The following is a 24,363-nucleotide window of genomic DNA, read 5'->3' on the forward strand; positions in this document are numbered from 1 at the left end:
CCCGCCCGACGCCCGTGCCCTCTCAAGGCGCCCCGGATCCCATCGGTACCCTCGTCCACGTGCATGCCACCAGCACGGTTCAGGCCGCAGACTCACCAGTAGCGACGTCCGCACCGCCGACGTCGGACAGCAAGACGTTCTCGCGGGCCTTCGCCGACATCAAGGCCGGTTTCCGCGCCCGCGAGCTGTGGGGTCACCTCGGCTGGCAGGACATCAAGCAGCGCTACCGCCGGTCGGTGATCGGGCCCTTCTGGATCACCATCAGCCAGGCCGTCATCGCGCTCGGGCTCGGGTTGCTGTACTCGCAGCTGTTCGCGACGCCCGTCGAGGTGTTCCTGCCCTACCTCTCCACCGGCTTCATCCTGTGGGGCTTCGTCAGCGGCTGCCTCTCCGAGGGCATGGAAACGTTCATCACGAACGAGGGGCTGATCAAGCAGCTCCCGGCGCCGCTGAGCGTGTACATGCTGCGCACCGTGTGGCGGCAGACGCTGCTGCTGGCGCACAACATGATCGTCTACGTCGTCGTCCTGGTCATCTTCTTCAACTCGCTCGACGGGCCGTACTCCCTCACCAAGGGCCCGGTCACGCCGACGTTCGACGCCTGCGCCGGCACGTTCTGCCACCCCGGCCTCAACTGGTCGATCCTGCTGGCCATCCCCGGGTTCGCGCTGCTCGCGCTGAACGCGGGCTGGGTCACGCTGCTGCTGGGCATCATCTCGACCCGGTTCCGCGACATCCCGCAGGTGATCAACTCGCTGATCCAGCTGCTGTTCTACGCCACGCCGATCGTCTGGCCGGTGGACCAGCTGATGGCGGGCGGTGCCCGGGACAACGTCTCGTGGGCGCTGCCGTACATCACGGCCAACCCGCTGTACCACTTCATCCAGGTGGTGCGCGCGCCGCTGCTCGGCCAGACGTTCACCGCCGGCAACTGGATCGTGGTCGGCTGCATCACCGTCGTCGGCTGGGCGCTCGCGCTCGTCGCGATGCGCAACTACCGTGCCCGCGTCTCCTACTGGGTGTGACACATGGTCAGCATTGACGTCCACAACGCCTTCGTCGACTTCCCGATCTTCGACGCGAAGACCCGGTCGATGAAGAAGAAGGTCCTCGGCAAGGTCGGCGGCAAGATCGGCACCGACACCAAGGTGCCGATCATCGAGGCCCTGCACGACGTGACCCTCAACCTCCGCGAAGGCGACCGGGTCGGCCTGGTCGGGCACAACGGCGCGGGCAAGTCCACGCTGCTGCGGCTGCTCGCCGGCATCTACGAGCCGACCCGCGGGTCGTCGCGGATCGAGGGCAAGATCGCGCCGGTCTTCGACCTCGGTGTCGGCATGGACCCGGAGATCTCCGGCCAGGAGAACATCATCATCCGCGGCCTGTTCCTCGGCATGACCGCCAAGGAGATGGAGAAGCGGGTCGACGACATCGCGGAGTTCACCGAGCTCGGCGACTACCTGCAGATGCCGCTGCGGACGTACTCGACCGGTATGCGCGTGCGGCTGGCGCTGGGTGTCGTCACGTCGATCGACCCCGAGATCCTGATCCTCGACGAGGGCATCGGCGCGGTCGACGCTGCGTTCCTGAACAAGGCACGCGACCGGCTCAAGGACCTCGTCAAGCGCTCCGGCATCCTGGTGTTCGCGAGCCACTCGGACGAGTTCCTGTTCGAGCTGTGCGACTCGGCCATCTGGATGGACGAGGGGCACCTCAAGCAGCAGGGTTCGCTGCGGGACGTCCTGACGTCCTACAAGGGCCGCGACCCCTTCGAGAACATGAGCCAGGAAACCTTGCAGCGCTTCGGCATCGAGCCGGTGGCGACGACGAACGGCGGGGAATGATGGCGAGCGAGACCCGGCAGCTGCCCGACGGCGCGGTCGTCGGCGTGGTCGTCACGCGGCACCGGCGCGAGCTGCTCGCGGACTCGCTGAAGATCATCGCGGCCCAGACCCGGCCGGTCGACCACCTGGTGGTCGTCGACAACGGGCCGGACGACTCCGCGCGCGAAGTCGTCGAGAACTACCCGCTGCCGTACACGTACCTGCCGTCGCACCGGAACCTCGGCGGCGCCGGCGGGTTCGCGCTCGGCATGCTGCACGCGCTTTCGCTGGGCGCGGACTGGGTCTGGCTGGCCGACGACGACGGGCGTCCGGCCGACGAGAACGTGCTCGCGATCCTGCTGGAGGAAGCGGAAAAGCGGGACCTGGCGGAGATTTCGCCGGTGGTGTCGAACATCGACGCGCCGGACAAGCTGGCGTTCCCGCTGCGCCGCGGCCTGACCTGGAAGCGTTCGCAGTCCGAGCTGGGCGTGGACTTCCTGCCGGGCATCGCGTCCCTGATGAACGGCGCGCTGTTCCGGGCGTCCACTTTGGACGTCGTCGGGGTGCCGGACCTGCGCCTGTTCTTCCGCGGCGACGAGGTCGAGCTGCACCGGCGGCTGGCCCGCTCGGGGCTGCCGTTCGGCACGTCGCTGAAGACGAAGTACCTGCACCCGGACGGCTCGGACGAGTTCAAGCCCATGCTGGGCGGCAAGTTCCACGCGCAGGACCCGGAGAACGAGGTCAAGCGGTACTACACCTACCGCAACCGCGGATATCTGCTGTCGCAGCCGGGGATGCGGAAGATCGGCGCGCTGGAGATCGTCCGGTTCGGACTGTACTTCGTGGGCGTGAAGCGGGACCCGAAGGCGTTCCTGCAGTGGCTGAAGCTGGTGCGGCAGGGCCGCGCGGAGAAGTTCTACCGCTACTGAAAAGGGGCCCCCGGCCGGGGGCCCCTTTTTCGTGCTATTCGCCGATGACCGGCGGCGCGGTGCGCATGTCGGTGCCGAAGACCTCGTCGGGGTCACCCTCGACCAGGTAGGTCGGCCGCGAGTGCTCGGTGTCCTCGTCGCCCTCGCCCTTCTGGCCGCGGCCGAGGCCGCCACCGGGGCCCATGCCACCGCCGCGCCCGGCGGCACCGGCGCCGAGGCCGCCCATCCCGCGTCCGGCGGCCGCTTCGGCGGCACCGATCCCGCCCGGCCGGGCCGCCCCGGACGCGGCGCCCGCGCCCGTCGCGTTGCCGCCGGCCGCGCCCGAGCCGCCGGGACCGAACCCGCCGCTCCCGCGTCCGCCGCCCCCGCCGACCTTGGAGTTGTAGGCCTCGTCGCCGCCGAAGTTCATCCCGCCCATCGGCATCGGGCTCATCGGCGGCATCCCGCCGAACTGCTGGTTCGGGTTCTGCGTCGAGGCCGCCGGAGCCAAGCCGGGCGTGAAGCCGGACGGCGTGGTGGTGCCCGCGGGCAGGAGCCCGGCGCCGGTGGTCGAGCCGGGGCCGGAGATGTGCGCGGCGGACCCGCCCATGCCGGGGACGGGCCCGGAGGAGAAGCCCTGGGCGTGGCCGCCGGGCGTGGTCCCCGAGTTGCCGCCGGGCATGTTCACGCTGGAGGGGTTGTTGATGCCGTTCTTGTCGCCGGTCCCGTTGGGATCATCGCTGCCCCCACCGGTGCTGAAGCTGGGCGGCGGCGCGAAGGCGGGCTGCTTGGAGGCGGCTTCGTAGAGGTTCTTGTCGTACGTCGCCATCACGCCGGCGGCCTCGTCGTGCGCGGCCTGGCTGTCCTTCTGCTTCTGGATCGACTTGTCGACGTTGTCGGCCAGGTTGAAGGGGTTCGAGGTGGCCCAGCCCTTGAACTCGTCCTTCCAGCTGAACGGAATGGGAGCGGGCATGGAGTTCTTCGCCGTGGCGGCGGCCTGCCCCTGGTCGTAGATGGTTTCCGAGGCCAGCTTGGCGTTTTGGGAGTTGGCGTCGGACCACTTGCCGAGGCTGGTGAAGTACTGCTGCGCGTTCTCGGCGGCGCTGCCTTCCCAGGTGCCCTTGGAGGCGTTGACGGCGGTGTTCATCGACTGCGCGAACTTGTCGAAGACCTGGTGGACCTGGTGGTAGGCGGTCGAGACCTCGGACACCTGGTCGACGTTGAGGTTGCTCTGGAGGAACGCCTGCAGCTGGGTGTGGTCGGTGCCCTTGTAGTCCGCGTTGGGCGCGTTCAGCCCCGAGACGTACTCGACATCACGACCCTTGGTGGCGTCGGCGACGTTCTTGTCGCCCATCTGCTGCGACTGGTTCTTGGCCTGCGCCTGGGCGATCCACTGCTGGACCGGCCCGAACAGCCAGCTCCCGGGGTCGACGCCCTCTTCGGCCTTCTGCTGCAGGTAGGCATCCCGCTCGGCGGGCGCCATGTTCTGGACCTCTTGAGGCGTCTTGTCCTCGGTCTTCGGCGTCGGTCCCTGTCGCGTGCTCATGGGTTCCCCTATCCCTTCGGCAACCGCGGTTCGACAGCGGAGGTCGCGACCTTCTCGGCAACCTGGCAAGCCTCGTTCGATGAGCTGTCCAAAAGCACCGCCACGTCCACTCGCGAAGAAGCCCCGACAGCGAGTCCGAGCGTGCATCCCACCGCGGCGCCGTCCGGCGCTTCCTTCGCGGGCCGGCCGTTGATGGGCTTGTCGACCACGCCACCGCCGGTGTCCCTGACCTGGTCGACCGAAGCATCGTCGCGGACGTTCACGCCGATGACCATGGTGGCGTCGCTGGCCGAGGCGATCTTCTTCTGGTACTTGCACGTGCGGGCGCCGCCGAGCGTCTTTTTCTCCGGCTGGTTGAACTGGCCGTAGCTGCTCAGGTCACCCAGCTCGAGGAGCGAGCACGGATCGGTGATCGACTGCGTACCGCCCCCGCCGGCGGACGACGAGCTCTCCGTGGGCGCGGTGGACGCCGACGAGGACGGAGCGGGCGACGCGGTCCCCGTCTGCGTGCCGGTGCAGCCGGCCAGGAGCGCCCCGCCGGCCACGAGCGGGAGCACGGCACGAACGAGAAGGAGTTTTGTCATTACCTCAGGCCTGCTTGGTCTGGAGCGCGGTGAAGGCTCCACTCTCGGTTTCCTGGTACAGGCCCGCCGCCCTCGCCAGTGCTTCGTCGGCCTGTTTCGCGACCTGCTGGAGCTGGGTCAGCACAGCCGTGGCCGAGTTTTCGGCTTCGGTGGCGCTCTTCTGGTCGTGCGACGCGACTGTCTGGCCGTACGGGTGGCTCCCGAGCTGAGGCGCCTGGTCCAGCGCATACGTCTCGGACCGGAGACTGGTGAGGTCGTTGACCAGCTCGGTCAGCGCGTCCCGGAGCGGCTTGACACCTTCCGGGGTGATCTTGAACCCGCCACCCTTGGCCGCGTCGACCAGCTTCTGGGTTTCGGCCGTGACGCTTTGCACCGCGGCGCCCATACCGGCCGAAGAGAGCGGGTTGAGGATGTCCGTGAACGAGCCTCCGCCCCCGCCGTCAGCCATCTGCATCGCTGTTCCACCCCGAATCGCTTCGCCCGTGCGTGTGCACCCGGGAGTCTACTAGCCGGGCACCCTCGGCCACGGCCGTTCACCGATCTTCACCTCGGACGCAGCCTCGCCACGAACGGTTCCCGAACGTCAGAACTGGCCTTCGAGCTGGGCGTACAGCTGCTGGGCCAAGCGTGCGTTGTCCGCCGGGGCGTAGGTGATCCAGCGCTGGCCGTCCGCTGCCGCCCTGGACGACATCAGCCAGCGGCCGCTCGGGGTGTCGAACCAGGCCAGCGGGGGGAACGCGCCCGCGCGGGTCTGGGCGGTGAACTGGCCCACGCGCTTCTTCGGCTCCTGGAACACCCGCTCGATCATGCGGACCTGCGGGCCTCCCGCGCTTTGCGACCGCGGGCCGGTGACGCCGGCGAACGGGTCGTACGCCTCGTCGCGGCGCTGGTGGCGGGGCTGCTGGACCGGCCTCGAGATCGTCACCGACTGGCCCGGTGCCGCCGGGGTCAGCGGGAGGAGGTCGACGATCGCCGGGACGATGCCCGTCGGGCGGACCTCCTCGAAGACGATCAGGTTCTCCTCCTGGCGGGCCAGCACCGCGAACTGGCCGTCGGACGCCACCCGCGCGAACAGGTGGCGGTCACCCAGCTCGGCGGCCGCGTTGATGGTCACGCTGCCGCGGACGAACGTCGCCAGCGCCAGCTCGGCGTCCGCGTCCAGCCTCCCCCGGCTCCACAGCCCCCGGCCGGTCAGGTCGCGGACGACGGCGTCGCGGATCATCGCGCGCTGCTCGATCGTCGTGCCGACGTGCGGAACTTCGAACGGCGTCGGCGCGCGGCCCAGCCCGAGCTGCTCGAGCAGGATGTCCACCGCCGCCAGTGACAGCGAGAACGAGTGCGGCATTCGCTTCCAACCCCCCGCGGATGAGTCCGGCCTTCGCGAAAACCGTAGCTCCGCCCTCAGCGAACCCGCTTGCCGGGGCAAGATCGCCGCTGGTCCGATGGACGCATGGCCGACACGAAACCCGCCCTCGTCCTGCACCTCGCCACCGGCGGCGAACCGCTGCTGTTCGCGCTCACCACCGAAGAATCCGGGAAGCTGGCGGGCCGGCTCGCCCAGCTCGTCAAGGCCGGCGCCGTCGAATCGGTGACCACCAAGGACGACTCGGTGGTCGCGGTCAACTTCGCGCACGTCGCCGCCGCCTACATCGACGACCTCAACCGCAAGAGCAAAGTCTTCGGCTTGCACGCGTGAACGGCGAAGGCCGCCTCACGACGTTCGTGAGACGGCCTTCGCGAAGCACGTCAGAGCTTGTACAGGCGCTTCCAGTTCTCGCGCGAGGTGAGCTCCGGCATGGCGCGCTTGTACTGCTCCTGCACCGCCGCGCCTTCCTTGCGCAGCCGCTGGATGACGCGCGCGCCCTGCTTGGCCAGCGCGAACATCTTCACCCGGTCGTAGGACCGGACGCGGACGCCTTCCTGGCTCGCGTCGGTGACCACGGCCGTGTCGAACAGCGCGATGTGCCACCAGTTGGCCTCGTCGATCGGCACCGCGCCGAGCCCGAAGCGGCTGCGGCCGAGCACCCGGTCGAGGACGCGCTTGATCAGCACCAGGCGCTGCATGCTGGGCCGCGGCGCGCTGTTGATGATGCCGATGTCGTTGGACGCGATGCCCGGGACGTCGGTCGCCTTGTGGCGCTTGGTCTCCGGGTAGTCGTCGCGGATCCGGCGGATCTCCTTCATCGCCTCGACCCCGCCGTCACGCAGGATCTCCGGGCCCTTCAGGAAGTCCTCGACGGCCTTGATCAGCGTCGCCGACAGGCCGTACTGCATGCCGAGCAGGTAGCGCACCAGCTGCGCGATGAGCACGCGCGAAAGCAGGTTCAGGTTGAACGGCGAGTGCAGCGCCGCGGTGATGATCGAGTTGCGCAGGTTGAAGTACCGGTGCCACTCGTCCCAGTCCTTCATGTGGAAGTCCGCGTGCCACACGCCCGCACCCGGCAGGGTGACGGTCGGGAAGCCGTGCGCGCGGGCCCGGTAGGAGTACTCGGCGTCGTCCCACTGGAAGAAGAACGGCAGCGGGTAGCCGGTGGCCTGGACCACCTCGTAGGGGATCAGGCACGACCACCAGCCGTTGTAGCCGGCGTCGAGGCGGCGTTCCTGGCGGTTCGGCTTCAGCGTCTCCTCGTCCACGCCGAGCAGGTCGGCGGTGGACAGCGAGTGCTCGACCGGCTGGCCGGGCTCCAGGGTGTTGAGCCGGGCGTACTCGGCGCCGACGTGCAGCTGGTTCGGGTGGAACAGGTTGAGCATCTGGCCGCCGACGATGATCGGGTTGGCGGCGCGGTTGGAGAACGCCGTCATCCGGATCACCAGGTCCGGCTCGAGCAGGACGTCGTCGTCCATGAACAGGACGTTCGCGTGCTCGGTCGCGGTGTGCCCGGCGACCTCGAAGAGGCCGCGGGTGAAGCCGCCGGCGCCGCCGAGGTTCGGCTGCTTGATGTAGTGCAGCTTGTCGGCGAGGTCCTTGGCGACCTGCTCGAAGCCGTCGCGGGACTCGACGAGGTCGGTGCCCTGGTCGGCGACGTAGATCGCGTCCAGCGTGTCCAGCGAGGAGACGTCGGCGGCGAGGGCCTGGAGGTTCTTCAGGCAGTCGTCGGCGCGGTTCATCGTGCAGATGGTGACCGCGGTCGGGCGGATCTTCTCCGGGGCGTCGACGGTCCAGCGGACCTGCTCGACGCGCAGCGTCTGGCCGCCCTCGGTCTCGAGGTCGAGCCAGAGCGCGCCGCCGTCGTAGAACTTGTCCAGCTTGCCGGTCAGCGACACCTTGGCCTGCTTGGCGTCCTTGACCTGCTCGGCGGCCACCACGCGGGGCTCGCCCTCGACGTCGGAGGCGCCCATGGAGAGCAGGCCGGTGCCGGTGACGACCGCCTCGACCGAGACCTCGGTCACCGTCGTCCAGCGCTGCCAGTAGCTGGCCGGGAACCGGCCGAAGTACGTGTTGCCCGACACCTTGGAGGCGGGCTCGAGGGTGATCGACGCACGTTCCCGCACGGCCGCGCCCCACTCGAGCTCGGCGTACAGGTCCTTGCTGACGATCGGCGCCGGGCCGGCGTAGAGCCCGCGCTGCGCCGTCAGGCGGCCCTGCGGAGTGTGCTCGGTGAACCGCGTCTCGGCGGCCGCGCCGGCTTCGGTGGTCGGCGCCGGGGTAGCTGTCTTACCGGGCATGGTTCCTCAGTTCTCCTTGGTCGACGGCTCGCGGAACACGACCCACTTGAGCATGACGAAATTGATCACGGTGGCGGTGGCCTGCGACACGGCCCAGCACAGCGTGTGCTGCCACGCGGACTCCGGCAGCACCTGCAGGGCCAGCTGGTTCACCCCGACCGCGACGAAGAACGTCACGGTGTAGAGCAGGACGAACGAGCCGATCTGCGCCTTCCCGTCGCGGCGCCCGCCGGCGAAGGTGAACTTCCGGTTCAGGAAGAACGCCGTGGTCGTGCCCACGATGAAAGAGATAGCGCGGGCGATGTCGACCCACGGTGAGGTGGCCATCCCGGCCACCTGCGTCAGCAGCGTGTAGGTGCCCAGGTCGACGAGGGCGCAGAAGCCCCCGATGAGGGCGAAGCGGATGAGCTGGCCCAGCAGTCCCGGGGAGGACTGCGCAGCCGCTATGTCGGCTTGCGGATCGGTCGCCACCACTGCATTACCTCGTCACCTGTGTCACGGTCACCCGCGCGGGCGCTTGTGCCTTGATGCGCAAAGTGTAGAGATGAGCACTTCAGGGTCACGTTCCGGGCGTGGTTGGGCGTGGCTACCCTGGTCGGGTGACCCAAGTACCCAACACACAGCGTCGCACGCTCATGGGCTGGGCGCGGACGTCACCGACCATCGCCGACGTGCTGACCACCTCCGATGTCGAAGTGATCGCCCGCGCCGTGGCCCAGGCCGGTGCGCGCGGCGTGATCGCCCGCGGCCTCGGCCGGTCCTACGGCGACCCGGCGCAGAACGCCGGCGGCCTCGTCGTCGACATGACGGCGCTGAACCGGATCCACTCGATCGACCCGGACACCGCGCTCGTCGACGTCGACGCCGGCGTCAGCCTCGACCAGCTGATGCGCGAGGCCCTGCCGTACGGCCTGTGGGTCCCGGTGCTGCCGGGCACGCGCCAGGTGACCATCGGCGGCGCGATCGCCAACGACATCCACGGCAAGAACCACCACAGCGCGGGCAGCTTCGGCAACCACGTCGTGTCGATGGACCTGATCACCGCCGACGGGCAGGTCCGCACGCTGACGCCGGACGGCCCGGACGCCGAGCTGTTCTGGGCGACCGTCGCGGGCATCGGCCTGACCGGCATCATCGTCCGGGCCAAGATCCGGATGACCAAGACCGAAACCGCGTACTTCCTCGCGGACAACGAGCGCACGAACAACCTCGACGAGACCCTGGAACTGGTCACCGACGGTTCCGACGACAACTACACGTACTCGTCGGCGTGGTTCGACACGATCTCCACCGGCGCGAAGCTCGGCCGTGCCGCCTTCGGCCGCGGTTCGCTGGCCAAGCTGGACGAACTGCCGCCGAAGCTGCGCGCGAACCCGCTGAAGTTCGACGCCCCCCAGATCGCGACGCTTCCGGACGTCTTCCCGAACGGCCTGGCCAACAAGCTGACCTTCGGCGCCATCGGCGAGCTGTACTACCGCAAGACGCCGAAGGCCGCCCGCGGCGTGATCCAGAACCTGACCGCCTTCTACCACCCGCTCGACATGTTCGGCGAGTGGAACCGGGCCTACGGCTCGAAGGGCTTCCTGCAGTACCAGTTCTCGACGCCGCCGAACGCGCACGAGCCGCTGCGGAACATCGTCAAGAAGATCGCCGAGTCGGGGCACGTGTCCTTCCTCAACGTCTTCAAGCGCATGGGCGAGGGCAACGCGGCGCCGCTGTCGTTCCCGCACCCGGGCTGGATGGTCTGCGTCGACTTCCCGATCAAGGACGGCCTCAGCCGGTTCTGCCAGGAGCTCGACGAAGACGTCCTGGAGCTGGGCGGGCGGCTGTACACGGCGAAGGACTCGCGCACCTCGCCCGAGACGTTCGCGAAGATGTACCCGCGCCTCGAAGAGTGGCGCAAGGTGCGCGCTTCCATCGACCCCGAAGGCGTTTTCGCCTCTGACATGAGCCGGAGGCTCGAACTGTGATCGACGCGGTGGGCAACCCCCAGTCCCTGCTCCTGCTCGGCGGCACGTCCGACATCGCGCTGGCGATCGCCGAGAAGTACCTGGCCGAGAAGCCCCTGCGGGTCGTGCTGGCCGCCCGCCCGTCGCCCCGGCTGGAGGCGGCCGCCCAGCGCCTGAAGGACCGCGGCGCCGAGGTGTCCACAGTGGACTTCGACGCGAAGGACACGGACTCGCACCCGGGTGTGCTGGCCAAGGCGTTCGAGGGCGGCGACATCGACGTGGCCGTCGTGGCGTTCGGCCTGCTCGGCGACCCGGAAGAGGTCTGGCAGGACCACGCGAAGGCGGTCGAGCTGGCCACGGTGAACTACACGGCGGCGGTGTCGGTCGGCGTCGCGCTGTCGGAGAAGCTCAAGGCCCAGGGCCACGGCACGGTGATCGCGCTGTCGTCGGTGGCGGGCGAGCGCGTCCGCCGGTCCAACTTCGTGTACGGCTCGACGAAGGCCGGCTTCGACGGGTTCTACCTGGGTCTCGGCGAGGCGCTCGCGCCGTTCGGGGCGAAGGTGACGGTCGTCCGCCCGGGCCACGTGAAGACGAAGATGACCGAGGGGCTCAAGGACGCCCCGCTGGCGCAGACGGCCGAGCAGGTGGCGGAGATCGCGGTCGGCGCGGCGCGCGCCGGCAAGGACCTGGTCTGGGCGCCGGCGCCGTTCCGCCTGGTGATGTCGGCCCTGCGGCACGTCCCGCGGCCGATCTTCCGCAAGCTGCCGATCTGACGCGCTCGGCGTCACCTCACGGCGTGCGCGGGCACCAGGTAGAGGTTCTGGCTGCCCACCCACGGTGAGTCGATGTGCCAGCTCGCCAGGGCCGTCCGGGGTGGGGTGCGGCGGGTCGTCGCCAGGACCAGGTCCGGGCTCGTCGGTGCGATGCTGTGGTCGAAGTTGTGGAAGTTGGCCTCCAGCAGCGCCCGGCCCAGGTCGCCGCTGCGGCGCTTGGTCTCGGTGATGGCCGGGTCGACGGCTCCGCGGTCGGAGAACTCGTCGACCAGCTCGCAGTCGCACGCGTACGCCAGTGCGCCGACCTCGCCCGCCGTCTCGACCTTGCGGCCGTGGGCGATCGCCGCCAGCTCGTGGCCGATTTCGCGGTACTCCGTCGTCGAGGCGTGGTTGCTCGTGATCGGCGCGAACTGGCGGGGCAGGCCCGGCAGCGCGTACACCGCGGCACTCGCCACGAGCGCCGCTCCGGCCAGCGTCCACGTCGCACGCCGGACGCGCTCCGGGACCGCCGATGCGCAGGCGGCGAGGAAGATCGTCGCGCCGATGATGCTCGGCGCGTAGTACCAGTGGTAGGGCGGCACGCCCAGCTGGCTGTAGGCCAGGTAGTGCAGCGCGCCGGCGACGGCGAGCGCCGCGAACGGCCTCAGGCGGCGGGCCGTCTCGGAGCCGCGGCGGTACTGGACGAGCCACGCCATGCCGGTCAGGGCCGCCAGCAGCAGCGGCAGGAACGACAGCGCGGCCGCGGCCGGGAAGTTGCGCCAGTACAGCAGCGGGCCGTTGGTGAAGCTGAACGGTCCCCACGACTGCTGGCTGATCTTGATGACGAGCGTGTCCGGCACGGCCGAACCGAGCACCACCCAGCTGAACCCGAACCACGGCAGCGTGACGGCGAGCGCCGCGAAGGCCGTCCGCCAGATGCCGGTCCAGAACTCGCGGCGGGCCGCGAACAGCACCGCGGCGATCAGCAGCAGGTCGATCCGGACGAGCGCGAGCAGGCCGATCACCACGCCCAGGCGGCCGGCCCGGCGCTCGCCGGCGTAGACCAGCGTCCACACGACGCCGGTGGCGCCGAGGGCGACCTCCAGGCCGATCGAGGACAGCAGCAGCGGGTTGAGCAGCAGCAACGCGAACGTCAGCGGCGCGAACGCCGGTGGCAGGCCGGTGCGCTCGCCGAGCCGGCGCAGGCCCAGCACGAGCAGCACCTGCGCGGCGACGAAGACGACCCCGGCGGCCAGCACGGCGTCGCGCACGAGGAACGTGACCGCGCCGAGGGCCAGGACGTTCAGCGGGGACGTCGCGGTGTTGGCCGTCCCTTGCTCGATCAGGCCCCAGTGGCCGTGGAAGGCGAGGTTCTTCGCGTAGGACAGCGTGATGTAGGTGTCATCGATGAGATGGCTGCTGACCAGGGCGAACACGAGGGCGGAGGCGGCCGCGGCGCCCGCCGGCAGGGCCCAAGCGCGGGTGGCGGGGATGGCCGCCGGCAGCGCGCGGACGGCTTTGGGGAGTTCTGCGGAGGCGCTTCGCATCCCGGGTACCGTACCCCGCTCGTGATGCTTCTGTGATCTGAGCGGGGTATGGGTGGCCGAGGCCACAGTCGGGGATCAGATGCCGTCCCCGGTCCCGGAGCCGGCGTTGCCACGGCCGCCGAAGCCGGGCCCGCGGCCGTCGAAGCCCTGGTCGGGGCCGTTGTACTGGCGGTGCACGCCGGGACGGCCATCCCGCGGACCGTGGTGGCTCGCGGCGGCGATCCCGCCGACGATCCCCGCGCCGACGAGCATGCCGAGCACACCGACGGCGACGAGCTGGGTGGCCCGGTGACCGACGAACCGCCGGAACCCGCCGGCCTGCCGCGGAGCGGCTTGAGGTGGGCCCCAGGCGGCGTAGGGGTGGCCTGGGCCGGGCTGGCCGGTGGGTCGGGGCTGCTGGCCGTGGACGGCGGTCTGGTCGGCCGGGGTGCCGGATGCGGGCTGGCCGGACGCCGCCGGGTCGGCCGCACCTTGCGCGGCGGCGGAGGTCGGCGAGGCGGCGGGCTGGCCCGGGACCGCGGGCTCGGCTGCCGGGGCGCTCGGCGCGGGGGTCTCGTTCGCCGCGGTGGGGGCGTCGGGCGCCGGGGTCGGGTGCTCGACTGTCGGCTGCTCGGCTCCGTCCGGGGCCTTTTGCTCGCGCGGCTGGTCGTTCATGGTCGCTCCTGTGGTCACGGGGACGGGCGCAGTGCCCGCCCCCACCACCTCAGGGTGCGCCCGTCAGCTGTGCGTGACCTGTAGCGAAGCTGTCGATTCGCGAAGAGTCACAGGTAGAACGACAGGAACAGGGTGATCACCCAGGTCGCGCCCAGCACCTGCAGGATGCGGTCCTTGAGCGCGATCTCCTCCGGCTCGCCCGCGATGCCGCCGTCGACGTCCACCGCGTACCTGAGCACCGCCACCAGGAACGGGACCATCGAGATCAGCGCCCACACCGAGTTGTGCTCGGTCTGGCGGATCTCGAACGCCCACAGGCAGTACGACATGATCAGGATCGCCGCCGAGGTCGCCCAGACGAACCGCAGGTAACTCGCCGAATACTTCTTCAGCGACGAGCGGATCTTCGCGCCGGTCCGCTCGAACAGCATGATCTCCGCGTAGCGCTTGCCCGCCACCATGAACAGCGAGCCGAACGCCGTGACCAGCAGGAACCACTGGGACAGCGCGATGCCGCCCGCCACGCCACCGGCGATCGAGCGCATCAGGAAGCCCGAGCCGACGATGGCCAGGTCGACCACCGGCTGGTGCTTGAGGCCGAAGCAGTAGCCGAGCTGGACGGCCTCGTAGACGCCCAGCACGACCGCCAGCTGCCAGCTGGCGAGGAACGACACGCCGAGGCCGGCCAGGAAGAACACGACCGCGGCCCCGTACGCGACGGGGACCGGCACGATGCCGGCCGCGATGGGCCGGTTGCGCTTGGTCGGGTGGGCACGGTCGGCCTCGACGTCGATGGCGTCGTTGATGAGGTAGACCGAGCTCGCCACCAGCGAAAAGGCCACGAAGGCAATGACCGCGTCGATCAGGAGACCGGTGCGGTCGGTCGACTTCGAGAACGCGAAGAACGGGGCCGCGAAGACCAGGACGTTCTTCACCCACTGCCGCGGCCGCGCCGTCTTGATGACGCCGCCGACCAGGCCGAACGGCCCGCGTGACACACCAACCTCAGGAGTCACGGCAGTTTCGTCGCTGTCGCGCTGCTCGGTCGTCTCGCTCATGGGTTCTTCTTCAGCTTCCGTCGTATCAGACCACCGACGAGCCCCCCGAGAGCTGCACCGGCCAGAACGTCTGTCGGATAGTGAACGCCGAGCACGAGCCTCGAGGCCAGCATCGGCGGTACCAGGGCGGGCACCAGGTTACGCCCGGTCAATCCGGAGTAGAGCACCGCCGCCGCCGTAGTGGACGTCGCGTGCGACGACGGGAAGCTCAGCTTGCTCGGCGTGCCGACCAGGACCTCGACGCTCGAGTGGTCCGGTCGCGGCCGCCTGACCACGCGTTTCACCGCGATCGACGCCGCGTGCGCCCCGACGACACCCGCCGAAGCGACCAGCCAGTCCTTGCGCCGTTCCTTGTCGACCACAGCCCCGATCAGGCCGAGGCCGAACCAGCCCAGCGCGTGCTCGCCGAAGTGCGACATGCCGCGCGCAGCCTTCACCGAAGCTTCACTCTTCAGAAAGCCCTGCGCCTTCGCGAGGACCGCCACCTCTCCGGCGGGCTGCCCCTTCTCAAGCATCGAGGGACCCGTCGAGCGGCGCACCGTCGGTCAGGTGCGGGGCGATCTTGTTGTCGAACGCCGACAGCGCCGAGCCGATGGCCATGTGCATGTCGAGGTACTTGTACGTGCCCAGCCGGCCGCCGAACAGCACGTTCTTCTCGCGGGCCTCGGCCTTGGCCAGCTCGCGGTAGGCCTCGAGCTTCTCGCGGTTCTCCGGCGTGTTGATCGGGTAGTACGGCTCGTCGTCCTCGCCCGCGAAGCGGGAGTACTCGCGGAAGATGACCGTCTTGTCCTTGGGGTAGTCCCGCTCCGGGTGGAAGTGCCGGAACTCGATGATCCGGGTGTAGGGGACTTCCTGGTCGTTGTAGTTGACGACCGAGGTGCCCTGGAAGTCACCGGTCTCGGCGACCTCGGACTCGAAGTCGACGGTGCGCCAGGTGAACTTGCCCGCCGAGTAGCCGAAGTAGCGGTCCAGCGGCCCGGTGTAGACGGTCGGGGTGCCCGCCGGGATGTGCTCGCGGACGTCGAAGTAGTCGACGTTCAGCCGGATCTCGATGTTCTCGTGCTCGGCCATCTTCTCGAGCCACGCGGTGTACCCGTTGACGGGCAGGCCCTCGTAGGTGTCGTTGAAGTACCGGTTGTCGAAGTTGTAGCGGACCGGCAGGCGCGTGATGATGTTCTCGCCCAGGTTCTTGGGGTCGTTCTCCCACTGCTTCGCGGTGTAGCCCTTGATGAACGCCTCGTAGAGCGGGCGGCCGATCAGCGAGATCGCCTTCTCCTCGAGGTTCTGCGCGGCGGAGGTCTCGAACTCGGACGCCTGCTTCGCGATCAGCTCGCGCGCTTCGTCCGGGGTGTGCGACTTGCCGAAGAACTGGTTGATCAGGCCCAGGTTCATCGGGAACGAGTAGACCTGGTCCTTGACCCGCGCGAAGACGCGGTGCTGGTAGTTCGTGAACTCGGTGAACCGGTTGACGTACTCCCACACGCGCTTGTTCGAGGTGTGGAACAGGTGCGCCCCGTACTTGTGCACCTCGATGCCCGTCTCCGGGTCGGGCTCCGAGTACGCGTTGCCGCCGAGGTGGCTGCGTCGCTCGAGGACGAGGACCTTCTTGCCCAGCTCGGCCGCGGCCCGTTCGGCGACCGTCAGGCCGAAGAAGCCGGACCCGACGACGACGAGGTCGTAACCTGCGAAATCGTCTTCAGTAATCTTGGCGGGGTTCGTGTGCGCGCTCACGGGCGTCGAGGGTACGCAGGTCGGTCGCACGGCCCGCACCCACCTATCACATTTCGGCCTACGACACACCTGGAAAGCAGTGCCTGCACCCGAGGACTTCTGGAGCTACTTCGGCGCGGTGGCCACCTACCTGGCCGTGCTGGCGGTCCCCGGCGGGGTCGCCGGGTGGGCCGCCGGCCTGCGCGGCTGGGCCCTGGCCGGCCTCGCGCCGCTGCTCAGCTACGCCATCACCGGCCTGGCCGGGCCCTGGCTGGCCATCGCGCACATCCCGTACGGCCCGCTCAGCGTGGCCGCGGTCACCCTGCTGCTCGCCGGCGTGCTGTACGGCCTGCGCCGCCTGGCCACCGCGCGCGGCTGGCTCACCCCGGGCGCCGAGGAGCCCGCCGTGCCCTGGACGCGCCGGGCCCACCTGGCCGTCGGGGCCTGCGTCGCGATCGCCGTCGCCGTGTCGATCGCCGTGGTCGTCTCCGGCCGCGGCGGGACGACCGCGGTGTTCCAGCGCTGGGACACCGTCTTCCACGCGAACGGCATCCGCTACATCGCCGAGACCGGCGACGGCTCGCTGACCGGCATGGGCACCATCAACTGGTACCCGGCCGGCTCCTTCTACCCGAACGCCTACCACCTGGTCGGGGCCCTGGTCTACGAGCTGTCCGGGACGTCGATCCCGGTCACGCTCAACGCGATCACGATGCCGATCGCCGGGCTGTTCGCCCTGGCCATGGCCGCCCTGGTCCGGCAGCTCGGCGGCCGCGCGGTGTTCGCCGGCAGCGCCGCGCTGGTCGCCGGTGGCGCGACGACCGGGGCGTACGAGTCGGTGTCGAGCGGGCTGCTGCCGTTCGCGCTCGGCATCGTGCTGACGCCGCTGGCGGTGATCGCGCTGCAGCGGTTCGTCGCGCGGCCGGGCGTGGACACCGGGGCGGTGCTCGCCCTGACCGCGACCGGCCTGCTCGCCGCGCACTCCAGCGCGCTGTTCGGGGCGATCCTGTTCGCGTTCCCGCTGGTGGTGCAGCGCTGGTACCGGGCACTGCGCGGCCGTCGCGTCGACGGCGTCCCCGAGGGCAAGCGGGCCTGGCGGGTCATCGGCGGCGACGTGCTGCGGATGGTTCCGGTGATGGTCTTCGCCGGCGGGCTGTCCGCGCCGATGATCCTCGGCGCGATCGGCTTCACGTCCGGCTCGTACCCGTACTACGCCTGGGGCTCGCACATGCCGGTGTGGAAGGCACTGGCCATGCTGGCGACGTTCAAGCAGGTGCTGCCGGTGCCGCAGATCTGGCTGACGGTGTTCCTCGCGATCGGCGTGCTGACGCTGGTGGCGCTGCGGCGGATGCGCTGGCTGGTGCTCTCGGCGCTCGGGCTGTCGGCGTTGTTCGTGGTGGTCGCCTGCTTCGGCGGCGAACACTGGGTCATCTCGCTGTCGCGGCCGTGGTGGAACGACCGGTTCCGGCTGATGGCGCTGGCGTCGATCCCGCTGTGCCTGCTCGCCGCGCACGGCATGAGCGAGACGCAGCGGTGGCTGGCGAAGCTCGCGAGCGGCCGCGCCTGGGTGCGCGCGCGGCCGTGGCTGACCGGCCGGGTGGGGCTGGCGACGGCGGTGCTCCTGGTCGTCGCGATGGGCGTGCTGACCGGCGGGTTCTACCGCGCGGCCAACGCCAAGACGGTGTCGCTGCTCTACTACAACGGCCTGCCCGGCGAGGTGGTCCCGCCGGTCAGCCAGGACGAGATCGACGCGATGGACCACCTCGGCACGCTCGGCATCCCCGCCGACCAGAAGGTGCTCAACGACCGGCTCGACGGCACGGCCTGGATGTACGCCCTGACCGGCGTGCACCCGGTGGCCGGCCACTACGACGCCGGGGTGGCCCCGCCGGACGCGCTCTACCTGGCCCGGCACTTCGTCGACTACGACAGCGACCCGCAGGTGCGCGCGGCCGTTCAGCGGCTGAACATCCACTACGTGCTGGTGGGCAGCGGCACCATCCGCCGGGACACGCCCATCGCGTGGGGCCTGCAGCACCTGGACGGGCACGACTTCCTGCAGGTCGTCTACCGGAACCCGGGCGCGGTCATTTACCGGATCGTGAAGTAGAACGCCCTCGTGGCCGCGGCGCCCCTCCGCGGCCACGAGGGCCCCCGCACCCCCGGGGTGATCTCGGTCGTCTGCAAAGTATCGACGCCGGCGGACCGGCAATCGGTTTCCCGATCACCCCGATGTCACTCGTTCGGACTAGCGCAGCTCCGGCAGGACGTCGCTCGCGACCTGCTCCAGCACGGCTTCCCGGCCTTCGTACGGCGACGACGACCGCGGCCAGTGCGAGATGACGTCGGTGAAGCCGAGCTCCTTCGCCCGGCCCACGGCGTCGCGGAACGCCTCCACGCTGCTCAGCGAGAACACCGGTGACGCGTCCAGGCTGAGGAACCGCTGGATGCTCGCGCGGTCGCGGCCCGCCGCGTCCAGCCGCCCGTCGAAGACCTCGGTGAGCTGCTCGATGCCGGCCCACCACTCGTCGGCGGTCTCGCCGCCCTTGCCGGTCGTCACCCAGCCCGCGCCGAAGCGCGCGGCGAGGGTCATCGTGCGCGGGCCGTTCGCCGCGACGACGAACGGCAGCCGCGGCCGCTGGACCGGGCCGGGCAGGTTGCGGGCCTCGCGGGCCCGGTAGTACTCGCCGTCGAAGTCGAACTTGTCGGTCATGAGCAGCCCGTCGAGCGCCTCGACGAACTCGGTGAAGCGGTCCACTCGCTGTTTGGGCGTCAACTCTGGGGCGCCGAGCACCGCGCCGTCGTAGCGGAGGTGGTCCACGCCCGCGCCGACGCCGAGGACGAACCGGCCGTCCGAGATGTCGTCGAGGGTGTTGAGCTCCCGCATGAACGGCACGGGGTGCCGGGCGACCGGGGACGCCACGAACGTGCCGAGCCGGATGCGGGACGTCACCGTCGCCGCCGCGGTCAGGGTCGGGATCGCGGAGAACCACGGGCCGTCGACCAGGTTTCTCCAGCCGAGGTGGTCGTAGGTCCAAGCGTGGTCGAAGCCGTACTCCTCGGCGGCACGCCACTTCGGCTCGGCGGCCCACCAACGATCTTCCGGAAGAATGACGATGCCTACTCGCACAAGGCCGGACACTATCGGTCACCACCGGCTGTCGCACGGATGGGAACGTCTTCGCCCGAACGAGTCAGGGACAATGACGGGGTGGAGAGACCCCAGTTGATCGCGTCCGACGTCGACGGCACCCTGCTCGGCCCCTCCGAATCCCTGACCGGCCGCACGATCGCCACCGTGCGCCGGGCGATCGACGCGGGTGTGCCGTTCGTGCTGGCCACCGGGCGGCCGCCGCGCTGGATCGCGCCCGTGGCCGGGCCCCTCGAGCTGACCGGGTACGCGGTGTGCGCGAACGGCGCCGTCCTGTACGACTGCGGCCGCGAGGAGGTCGTCGCGGTGCACGGCCTGCTGCGGCCCGAGCTGCTCCACGACATCGCGCACGCGCTGGACAAGGCCCTGCCCGGCTGCCGGCTGGCCACCGAGCGGGTCAGCACCGGCGCCGACCACGACATGCGCAACTTCGTGATCGAGCCGGACTACCACAACCCGTGGGGCGACGGCGAAGGCCGCACCGCGCCGCGGGCCGAGGTGCTCGGGCACCCGGCGATCAAGCTGCTGGTCAGCCACCGCGGGATGTCGTCGGAGGAGATGGCGGACGCGGTGAACGCGCTGTTCGACCGGGACGTCGACGTGACGTACTCGTCGTCGGGCGGGCTGGTCGAGCTGTCCGCGCACGGCATCACCAAGGCGACCGGGCTCGCCGACGTCGCCGGGCGGCTCGGGGTCGAGCCCGAGCGGGTGATCGCCTTCGGCGACATGCCCAACGACGTCGAGATGCTCCGGTGGGCCGGTCACGGCGTCGCGATGCAGAACGGGCACCCGCAGGCGCGGTCCGTGGCCGACGAGATCACCGGCCCGGCCGGCGAAGACGGCGTCGCCCAGGTGCTCGAGCGCTGGTTCTAGCTGGTTCTAACCGTCTTGCGGGGGTCCGGGTGGCGGAGCCCCCGGCGCGGGGCGAAGCCCCGGATGTCACCGGCGGTCGAGCTCGGCCGCTTCGGCCGGGGTCGGCGCCGTGCCGCCCAGGTGGGCGGGCAGCCACCAGCGTTCCTCGTCGGACGCCGGCTGGTCCGGGTACTCGGCCTGGGCGCGGTCGAGCAGCGCGCTCATCCGGGTGCGCAGCTCCTTCGTGACGACGTCCCAGTCGTCCCCCTTCGCCGGGTGCATCAGCTCGCCGATGAGGATCGAGATCGGCACGTGCCGCCGGGTCAGGTCCTTCGGGCGGCCCTTCGTCCACAGCCGCTGGGTGCCCCACAGCGCCATCGGCACGACCGGGACGCCGGCCGCCGCGGCCATCCGGACCGCGCCCGACTTGATCTCCTTGACGGTGAACGACTGGCTGATGGTGGCCTCGGGGAAGACGCCGACGACCTCGCCGGCCTGCAGCTTCGCGAGCGCCTCGCGGTAGGAGGCCAGCCCGGCGGAGCGGTCGACGGAGATGTGGTGCATCCCGCGCATCAGCGGCCCGGCGATCTTGTTGTCGAAGATCTCCTTCTTCGCCATGAACCGCGTCAGCCGCTTGGCCGGGCGCGCGCCGAGCCCGCAGAAGATGAAGTCCAGGTAGCTCACGTGGTTGCACGCGATGACCGCGCCGCCGCGGCGCGGGATGTGCTCCGCGCCCTCGATCCGGATGCGGTTGTCGAGTACCCGGAACATCGTCCGGGCCGCCGCGATCACGGGCGGGTAAACCAGGTCGGCCATCCGGCCAGGTTACGGGACCGTAGGTTCGGCGCGGCGGTTCAGCGGGGAAGAACACAATACGAGCGCGAGCAAGATCGAAAACAGCGCGACGGACTGGTGCTTGATGCCTTCGATGCCGTCGCCGAGAGCCGCGGTGCCGAACTGCGTCACCGAGACCGCGAACAGGAACGCCAGCACGACGCCGAGCGCGTCCCGCCGCCGCGACCAGGCCCTGAGCAGCACGAACAGCCAGATGGGGACGAGCGCGAACAGCCCGAGCGGGGCGAGCAGGCCGGTCAGCCACGACACGACCGGCACCCGGTACTCCTGCGCGTGCGGCGGGAAGCCGGCGTCCCGGTCGAAGCTGCCGAGGTAGTCCGGCCGGGCGGTGAGCTGGTCGGTGGCGGCGCGGTCGAGCACGGCCAGGGTCCGGCCGGGGTGGGTCGCGAAGTACGTCACGACGTTCCGGCGGCTGATCTTGTCGCGGTACCGCGGGTACAGCGGGTCCGTCGTCGCCGGGTGCGGGTGCCACCAGCCGTTGCCCGCGTACGGCGCGAACGACGGCGGCAGTCCGAGGGCGGCCAGGTCGGCCTGGGTGTCGTGCTTGCCGTCGACGATGTTGAGGAAGATCGAGTTGAAGACGTTGATCTCGCGGGAGTCGTCGCCCGGGAAGGCGCTGTAGGTGCCGTCGGGCGCTCGGGCGGGCTCGACGCTCTGCTGCGCGGAGAGCGTGACAGCGCCGATCGCGCCGATGACCAGCACCGCCGCCGCCCACCGCTTGGCCCCGCTCAGCGTGCCCGGGCGGACCAGCAGGATCGCCAGCGCGAGGATCGGCAGGATGATCAGCGTCTGGACCTTGGCGTTGACCACCAGGACGCCGCCCGCGAACGTCACCGCCATCCCCGCGTAGCTCCACCGGCCTTCCCGGGCGGTCAGGAGCAGGCCGCCGACGGCCAGCAGCAAGCCGAGGAAGGCCGCGCCTTCGCCGAGGATCGCCGCGAAGTAGCCGAAGAACGCCGAGTCCGCGACGACCAGCAGGAGCCCGGCCGCCACGAACAGCCGGGTCCGGCGCGGGTGTGGCAGGCCGAGCACGACGGCCGTGATCGCCGCCGCGGCGATGACGCTGCTCAGCAGGCCCAGGATGACCAGGCTCAGCGTGCCGTGGAGGCCGATCAGCCGTCCGACGCGGACGGCCAGGTCCGCGAGCCAGCTCTGCGTCAGCAGGTACGTCGGCCGGCACGGCGGTCCCGGCGCGGGCGGGTAGCTGAGGTGGACGAACGGCTCGGGCAGGCCCTTCCAGGTGATCCCGGCGCCGCACAGCACGCGGCCGCCGTCGCCGTTGTTGGACATCGCGATCGGGCGCGGCACCAGGAACCGCACCACGAACAGGGCGAGCGACGCGCCGAACACCCCGATCCCGAGCCGCGCTTCCGCGCCCAGCTGCCGGTCCGGGGCCTCGAGCTTCACGAAGGACAGGGTACGTAGCGGAAGTCCGGGCCCTTGTCGAGGTCGGCGACCAGCGACTTCGCCTGTTCCGCCCGCGGGTACACCGACACCCAGTAGGGCGTGCCGACGCGGCGGAAGGTCGCGACCTCGTACTTGCCCGCGTACACCGGGTCGATCACGCAGTGCTGGCGGTCGGCGTAGCCGCCCTCGGCGGGCACGGCGACGGTCGGGCGGCGGCTGTTCACCACGTAGTCGTAGTCGGTCGCGACGCCGCCGTCGTGCCGCCCTTCGCGGGCGATGTGGTCGTCGGTGCGGCCGAGGACGTCGATGATGAGCAGCTGCCCGCCGTGGGCGGCGAGGGCGCCGGGGGCGGCGGCGCTGACGACGGAGCCGGGCGGCAGGTAGTCGCCGAGCCAGTCGCCGATTTCGGCGAGTTCGGTGCCGTGCGAGTGCCAGACGCGGACCCGGTCGAGCATCTCGGGGCTGAGCACCGAGACGAGGACCGCGATGCCGGCCAGCCCGCAGGCGGTCACCGGGACGAGCCGCGGCGTGACCGGCTTCGGCCACGGCGACGGCTTCGCCACGACGTCCACGGTCAGTACGCCGTACGTCCCGGCGGCCGCGACGGCCAGCAGCGGCGGGATCGGGGCCAGCAGCCGCCACGACGGACCGGGGTCGCCGCCGATGAGCACGGCCGCCGCGGCCAGCCCGGCGGCCATCGCGAACAGCAGCCAGAGCAGCGCCCGAGCCTCCACAGCTTCGGTGCGACGCAGCAGCAGCGCGACCGCGGCGACCAGCCCCAGCAGCAGGAACCCCTGGTGGGCCAGGGCGAACCCGGCGAGGTACGGCCAGCCGGTGGCGAGGTGCTCATCGAGCGGCCCACCGAGCTTCGCGGCCAGCGGGGCGGGGAGGAAGTGCTGGTAGAACGTCGCGCGCCAGGCCAGCCGCGGGATCAGGAAGACCAGCGCGCCCAGAACGTACCCCACCGGCGCCCACCAGCTGTGCTTCTCCTTGAGGGCCGCCCCGGCCAGCCACAGGCCGGCCAGCACGGCGACCACCAGGCCTTCCGGGCTGGTCATCACGGCGAAGGCGACCACCACCCCGGCGACCACCGGGCGGCGCGCCGCGAGCGCGTACCCGGCGGCGAGGACGAGCAGCACGAACAGCGGGACTTCGGAACCCGAGGCGCCGTAGACGGCGAGGCCGCCGGCGCTCGCGGTGAGCACCGCGGCGGCCACGCCGATCGCGGGCCGCGGCGCGGCGCCGGCCGCGGTGACGATCCGGTTGGCCAGGAAGTACGCCAGGAGCACGCAGCCGAGCGCGGCGAGGACGCCCAGGACGACCGCCGTCGTGCGGATGTCGGCGCCGAACGCGGCACGCGGCAGCGCGACCAGGACCAGCCAGAGGAAGTTCGTGTACCCCTCGACGCGTTCACCGGGGTTGAAGACCGGCCCGTTGCCGTCGGCGATGTTCTGCGCGTAGCGGAAGGTGACCAGCGCGTCTTCGGTGACGGTCGCGAACAGTAGCTGGTGCAGCAGCGAGAGGCCGAGTGCGAGGGTGAGGACGAAGGCGCGCAGGCCGCGGTCGGCGTCGAGGCGGGTCCAGGTCAGCACCACGATCGCGGCGACGACCAGCCACGCCACCACGACCGCGTAGACCACCCGGCCCCCTCCGCCTCGCACCGCACCCGCCCGGCCGGCTCCCCGGCCAGGTTATCGATCATCGGCGGCGAAGTGTTTCGCGTGGATCGATCACGGGACCGAATGGGGGTGGATCACTTCGCCGGCGACAGTCAATCAGGGAAATTCACCGGTCAGAATAACCCGATCGGGTGTCGCCTCGGACGGCCGAAGTGACGTCCTGAAAAAGCGCCGATCGGGCTATCCCGTCGACGCGACGAGCCGGTCATTCCCGGCTTAGTC

At 70.5% G+C, this 24,363-nt stretch carries 23 protein-coding genes; 8 read left to right on the forward strand and 15 right to left on the reverse strand.

The features are described 5' to 3' along the window. Positions 1-59 precede the first annotated feature (59 nt). From wzm to glfT1, 3 genes are read left to right on the forward strand one after another with little or no spacing between them, the layout of a single operon-like run. On the forward strand, positions 60-1,025 hold the full coding sequence (gene wzm / locus ACWDN5_RS02760) for a galactan export ABC transporter permease subunit Wzm/RfbD (protein ID WP_310968139.1): 966 nt from the start codon (positions 60-62) through the stop codon (positions 1,023-1,025). A gap of 3 nt (positions 1,026-1,028) precedes the next feature. Continuing rightward, on the forward strand, positions 1,029-1,844 hold the full coding sequence (gene wzt, locus ACWDN5_RS02765; RefSeq protein ID WP_310968140.1) for a galactan export ABC transporter ATP-binding subunit Wzt/RfbE: 816 nt from the start codon (positions 1,029-1,031) through the stop codon (positions 1,842-1,844). Continuing rightward, positions 1,844-2,752, forward strand: coding sequence for a galactofuranosyltransferase GlfT1 (gene glfT1, locus ACWDN5_RS02770; protein WP_310968141.1), 909 nt, complete (start codon positions 1,844-1,846; stop codon positions 2,750-2,752). The genes wzt and glfT1 overlap by 1 nt, the downstream gene beginning before the upstream one ends. Before the next feature lie 34 nt (positions 2,753-2,786). Here the strand turns inward: glfT1 and ACWDN5_RS02775 are convergent, their stop codons facing one another. The 4 genes from ACWDN5_RS02775 to ACWDN5_RS02790 form a co-directional block, all read right to left on the reverse strand. Continuing rightward, positions 2,787-4,277: a hypothetical protein gene (locus ACWDN5_RS02775; protein ID WP_449674040.1), complete on the reverse strand. Its 1,491-nt coding sequence runs from the start codon at positions 4,275-4,277 to the stop codon at positions 2,787-2,789. Positions 4,278-4,285: 8 nt separating this feature from the next. Next, on the reverse strand, positions 4,286-4,822 hold the full coding sequence (locus tag ACWDN5_RS02780; RefSeq protein WP_449674041.1) for a DUF3558 family protein: 537 nt from the start codon (positions 4,820-4,822) through the stop codon (positions 4,286-4,288). A 43-nt stretch (positions 4,823-4,865) separates the two neighbouring features. Next, positions 4,866-5,315 (reverse strand): hypothetical protein, encoded by a 450-nt coding sequence (locus tag ACWDN5_RS02785; protein WP_310968144.1) that lies wholly within the window; start codon positions 5,313-5,315, stop codon positions 4,866-4,868. Positions 5,316-5,444: 129 nt separating this feature from the next. Continuing rightward, positions 5,445-6,206, reverse strand: coding sequence for an ESX secretion-associated protein EspG (locus tag ACWDN5_RS02790; RefSeq protein WP_310968145.1), 762 nt, complete (start codon positions 6,204-6,206; stop codon positions 5,445-5,447). A gap of 105 nt (positions 6,207-6,311) precedes the next feature. On the opposite strand from ACWDN5_RS02790, the gene ACWDN5_RS02795 reads away from it, so the two are divergent. Further along, on the forward strand, positions 6,312-6,557 hold the full coding sequence (locus ACWDN5_RS02795; protein WP_310968146.1) for a hypothetical protein: 246 nt from the start codon (positions 6,312-6,314) through the stop codon (positions 6,555-6,557). A gap of 50 nt (positions 6,558-6,607) precedes the next feature. On the opposite strand, the gene ACWDN5_RS02800 is transcribed toward ACWDN5_RS02795, so the two are convergent. Next, a complete protein-coding gene (locus ACWDN5_RS02800) occupies positions 6,608-8,527 on the reverse strand; it encodes a glycosyltransferase (protein WP_449674042.1) in 1,920 nt (639 codons plus the stop codon). 6 nt (positions 8,528-8,533) lie between these two features. Beyond that, positions 8,534-9,001, reverse strand: coding sequence for a GtrA family protein (locus tag ACWDN5_RS02805; RefSeq protein ID WP_167384516.1), 468 nt, complete (start codon positions 8,999-9,001; stop codon positions 8,534-8,536). 161 nt (positions 9,002-9,162) lie between these two features. Here ACWDN5_RS02805 and ACWDN5_RS02810 point away from each other — a divergent pair, with 161 nt between their 5' ends. Further along, positions 9,163-10,497, forward strand: coding sequence for an FAD-binding oxidoreductase (locus ACWDN5_RS02810; RefSeq protein WP_310968502.1), 1,335 nt, complete (start codon positions 9,163-9,165; stop codon positions 10,495-10,497). Next, positions 10,494-11,249: a decaprenylphospho-beta-D-erythro-pentofuranosid-2-ulose 2-reductase gene (locus ACWDN5_RS02815; RefSeq protein ID WP_310968148.1), complete on the forward strand. Its 756-nt coding sequence runs from the start codon at positions 10,494-10,496 to the stop codon at positions 11,247-11,249. The genes ACWDN5_RS02810 and ACWDN5_RS02815 overlap by 4 nt, the downstream gene beginning before the upstream one ends. 11 nt (positions 11,250-11,260) lie before the next feature. Here the strand turns inward: ACWDN5_RS02815 and ACWDN5_RS02820 are convergent, their stop codons facing one another. From ACWDN5_RS02820 to glf, 5 genes are all read right to left on the reverse strand, one after another. Beyond that, a complete protein-coding gene (locus tag ACWDN5_RS02820) occupies positions 11,261-12,775 on the reverse strand; it encodes a hypothetical protein (protein ID WP_449674044.1) in 1,515 nt (504 codons plus the stop codon). A 75-nt stretch (positions 12,776-12,850) separates the two neighbouring features. After that, positions 12,851-13,429, reverse strand: a complete 579-nt coding sequence (locus ACWDN5_RS02825; protein ID WP_449674046.1) for a hypothetical protein — start codon at positions 13,427-13,429, stop codon at positions 12,851-12,853. A gap of 107 nt (positions 13,430-13,536) precedes the next feature. Then, positions 13,537-14,487, reverse strand: a complete 951-nt coding sequence (locus ACWDN5_RS02830; RefSeq protein WP_310968151.1) for a decaprenyl-phosphate phosphoribosyltransferase — start codon at positions 14,485-14,487, stop codon at positions 13,537-13,539. Continuing rightward, a complete protein-coding gene (locus tag ACWDN5_RS02835) occupies positions 14,484-15,002 on the reverse strand; it encodes a phosphatase PAP2 family protein (protein WP_449674048.1) in 519 nt (172 codons plus the stop codon). Before ACWDN5_RS02835 ends, ACWDN5_RS02830 begins: the two co-directional genes overlap by 4 nt. Beyond that, positions 14,995-16,218: a UDP-galactopyranose mutase gene (gene glf, locus ACWDN5_RS02840; protein WP_310968153.1), complete on the reverse strand. Its 1,224-nt coding sequence runs from the start codon at positions 16,216-16,218 to the stop codon at positions 14,995-14,997. Before glf ends, ACWDN5_RS02835 begins: the two co-directional genes overlap by 8 nt. A gap of 79 nt (positions 16,219-16,297) precedes the next feature. Between glf and ACWDN5_RS02845 the strand changes: the two genes are divergently transcribed. Next, complete coding sequence (locus ACWDN5_RS02845; protein WP_449674050.1) at positions 16,298-18,307, forward strand: DUF6541 family protein; 2,010 nt, start codon at positions 16,298-16,300, stop codon at positions 18,305-18,307. Positions 18,308-18,445: 138 nt separating this feature from the next. Here the strand turns inward: ACWDN5_RS02845 and ACWDN5_RS02850 are convergent, their stop codons facing one another. Then, positions 18,446-19,327 (reverse strand): LLM class flavin-dependent oxidoreductase, encoded by an 882-nt coding sequence (locus ACWDN5_RS02850; protein WP_449674052.1) that lies wholly within the window; start codon positions 19,325-19,327, stop codon positions 18,446-18,448. Positions 19,328-19,423: 96 nt separating this feature from the next. On the opposite strand from ACWDN5_RS02850, the gene ACWDN5_RS02855 reads away from it, so the two are divergent. After that, positions 19,424-20,221 (forward strand): HAD family hydrolase, encoded by a 798-nt coding sequence (locus ACWDN5_RS02855; RefSeq protein ID WP_310968503.1) that lies wholly within the window; start codon positions 19,424-19,426, stop codon positions 20,219-20,221. A 66-nt stretch (positions 20,222-20,287) separates the two neighbouring features. Here the strand turns inward: ACWDN5_RS02855 and ACWDN5_RS02860 are convergent, their stop codons facing one another. Genes ACWDN5_RS02860 through ACWDN5_RS02870 form a run of 3 tightly spaced genes read right to left on the reverse strand, consistent with a single transcriptional unit; the run spans position 20,288 to position 24,102 of the window. Beyond that, the gene (locus tag ACWDN5_RS02860) at positions 20,288-21,016 is read right to left on the reverse strand and encodes a lysophospholipid acyltransferase family protein (protein ID WP_449674053.1); all 729 of its coding nucleotides are present in this window, start codon (positions 21,014-21,016) and stop codon (positions 20,288-20,290) included. 9 nt (positions 21,017-21,025) lie between these two features. Beyond that, positions 21,026-22,462 carry a glycan biosynthesis hexose transferase WsfD gene (wsfD, locus tag ACWDN5_RS02865; protein WP_449674055.1) on the reverse strand — a complete coding sequence of 479 codons (1,437 nt, stop codon included), beginning with the start codon at positions 22,460-22,462 and terminating at the stop codon, positions 21,026-21,028. Continuing rightward, the gene (locus ACWDN5_RS02870; protein WP_449674057.1) at positions 22,459-24,102 is read right to left on the reverse strand and encodes a hypothetical protein; all 1,644 of its coding nucleotides are present in this window, start codon (positions 24,100-24,102) and stop codon (positions 22,459-22,461) included. Before ACWDN5_RS02870 ends, wsfD begins: the two co-directional genes overlap by 4 nt. Between the last annotated feature and the right edge of the window lie 261 nt (positions 24,103-24,363).

It is taken from the genome of Amycolatopsis sp. NPDC003731 (genome assembly GCF_053586895.1).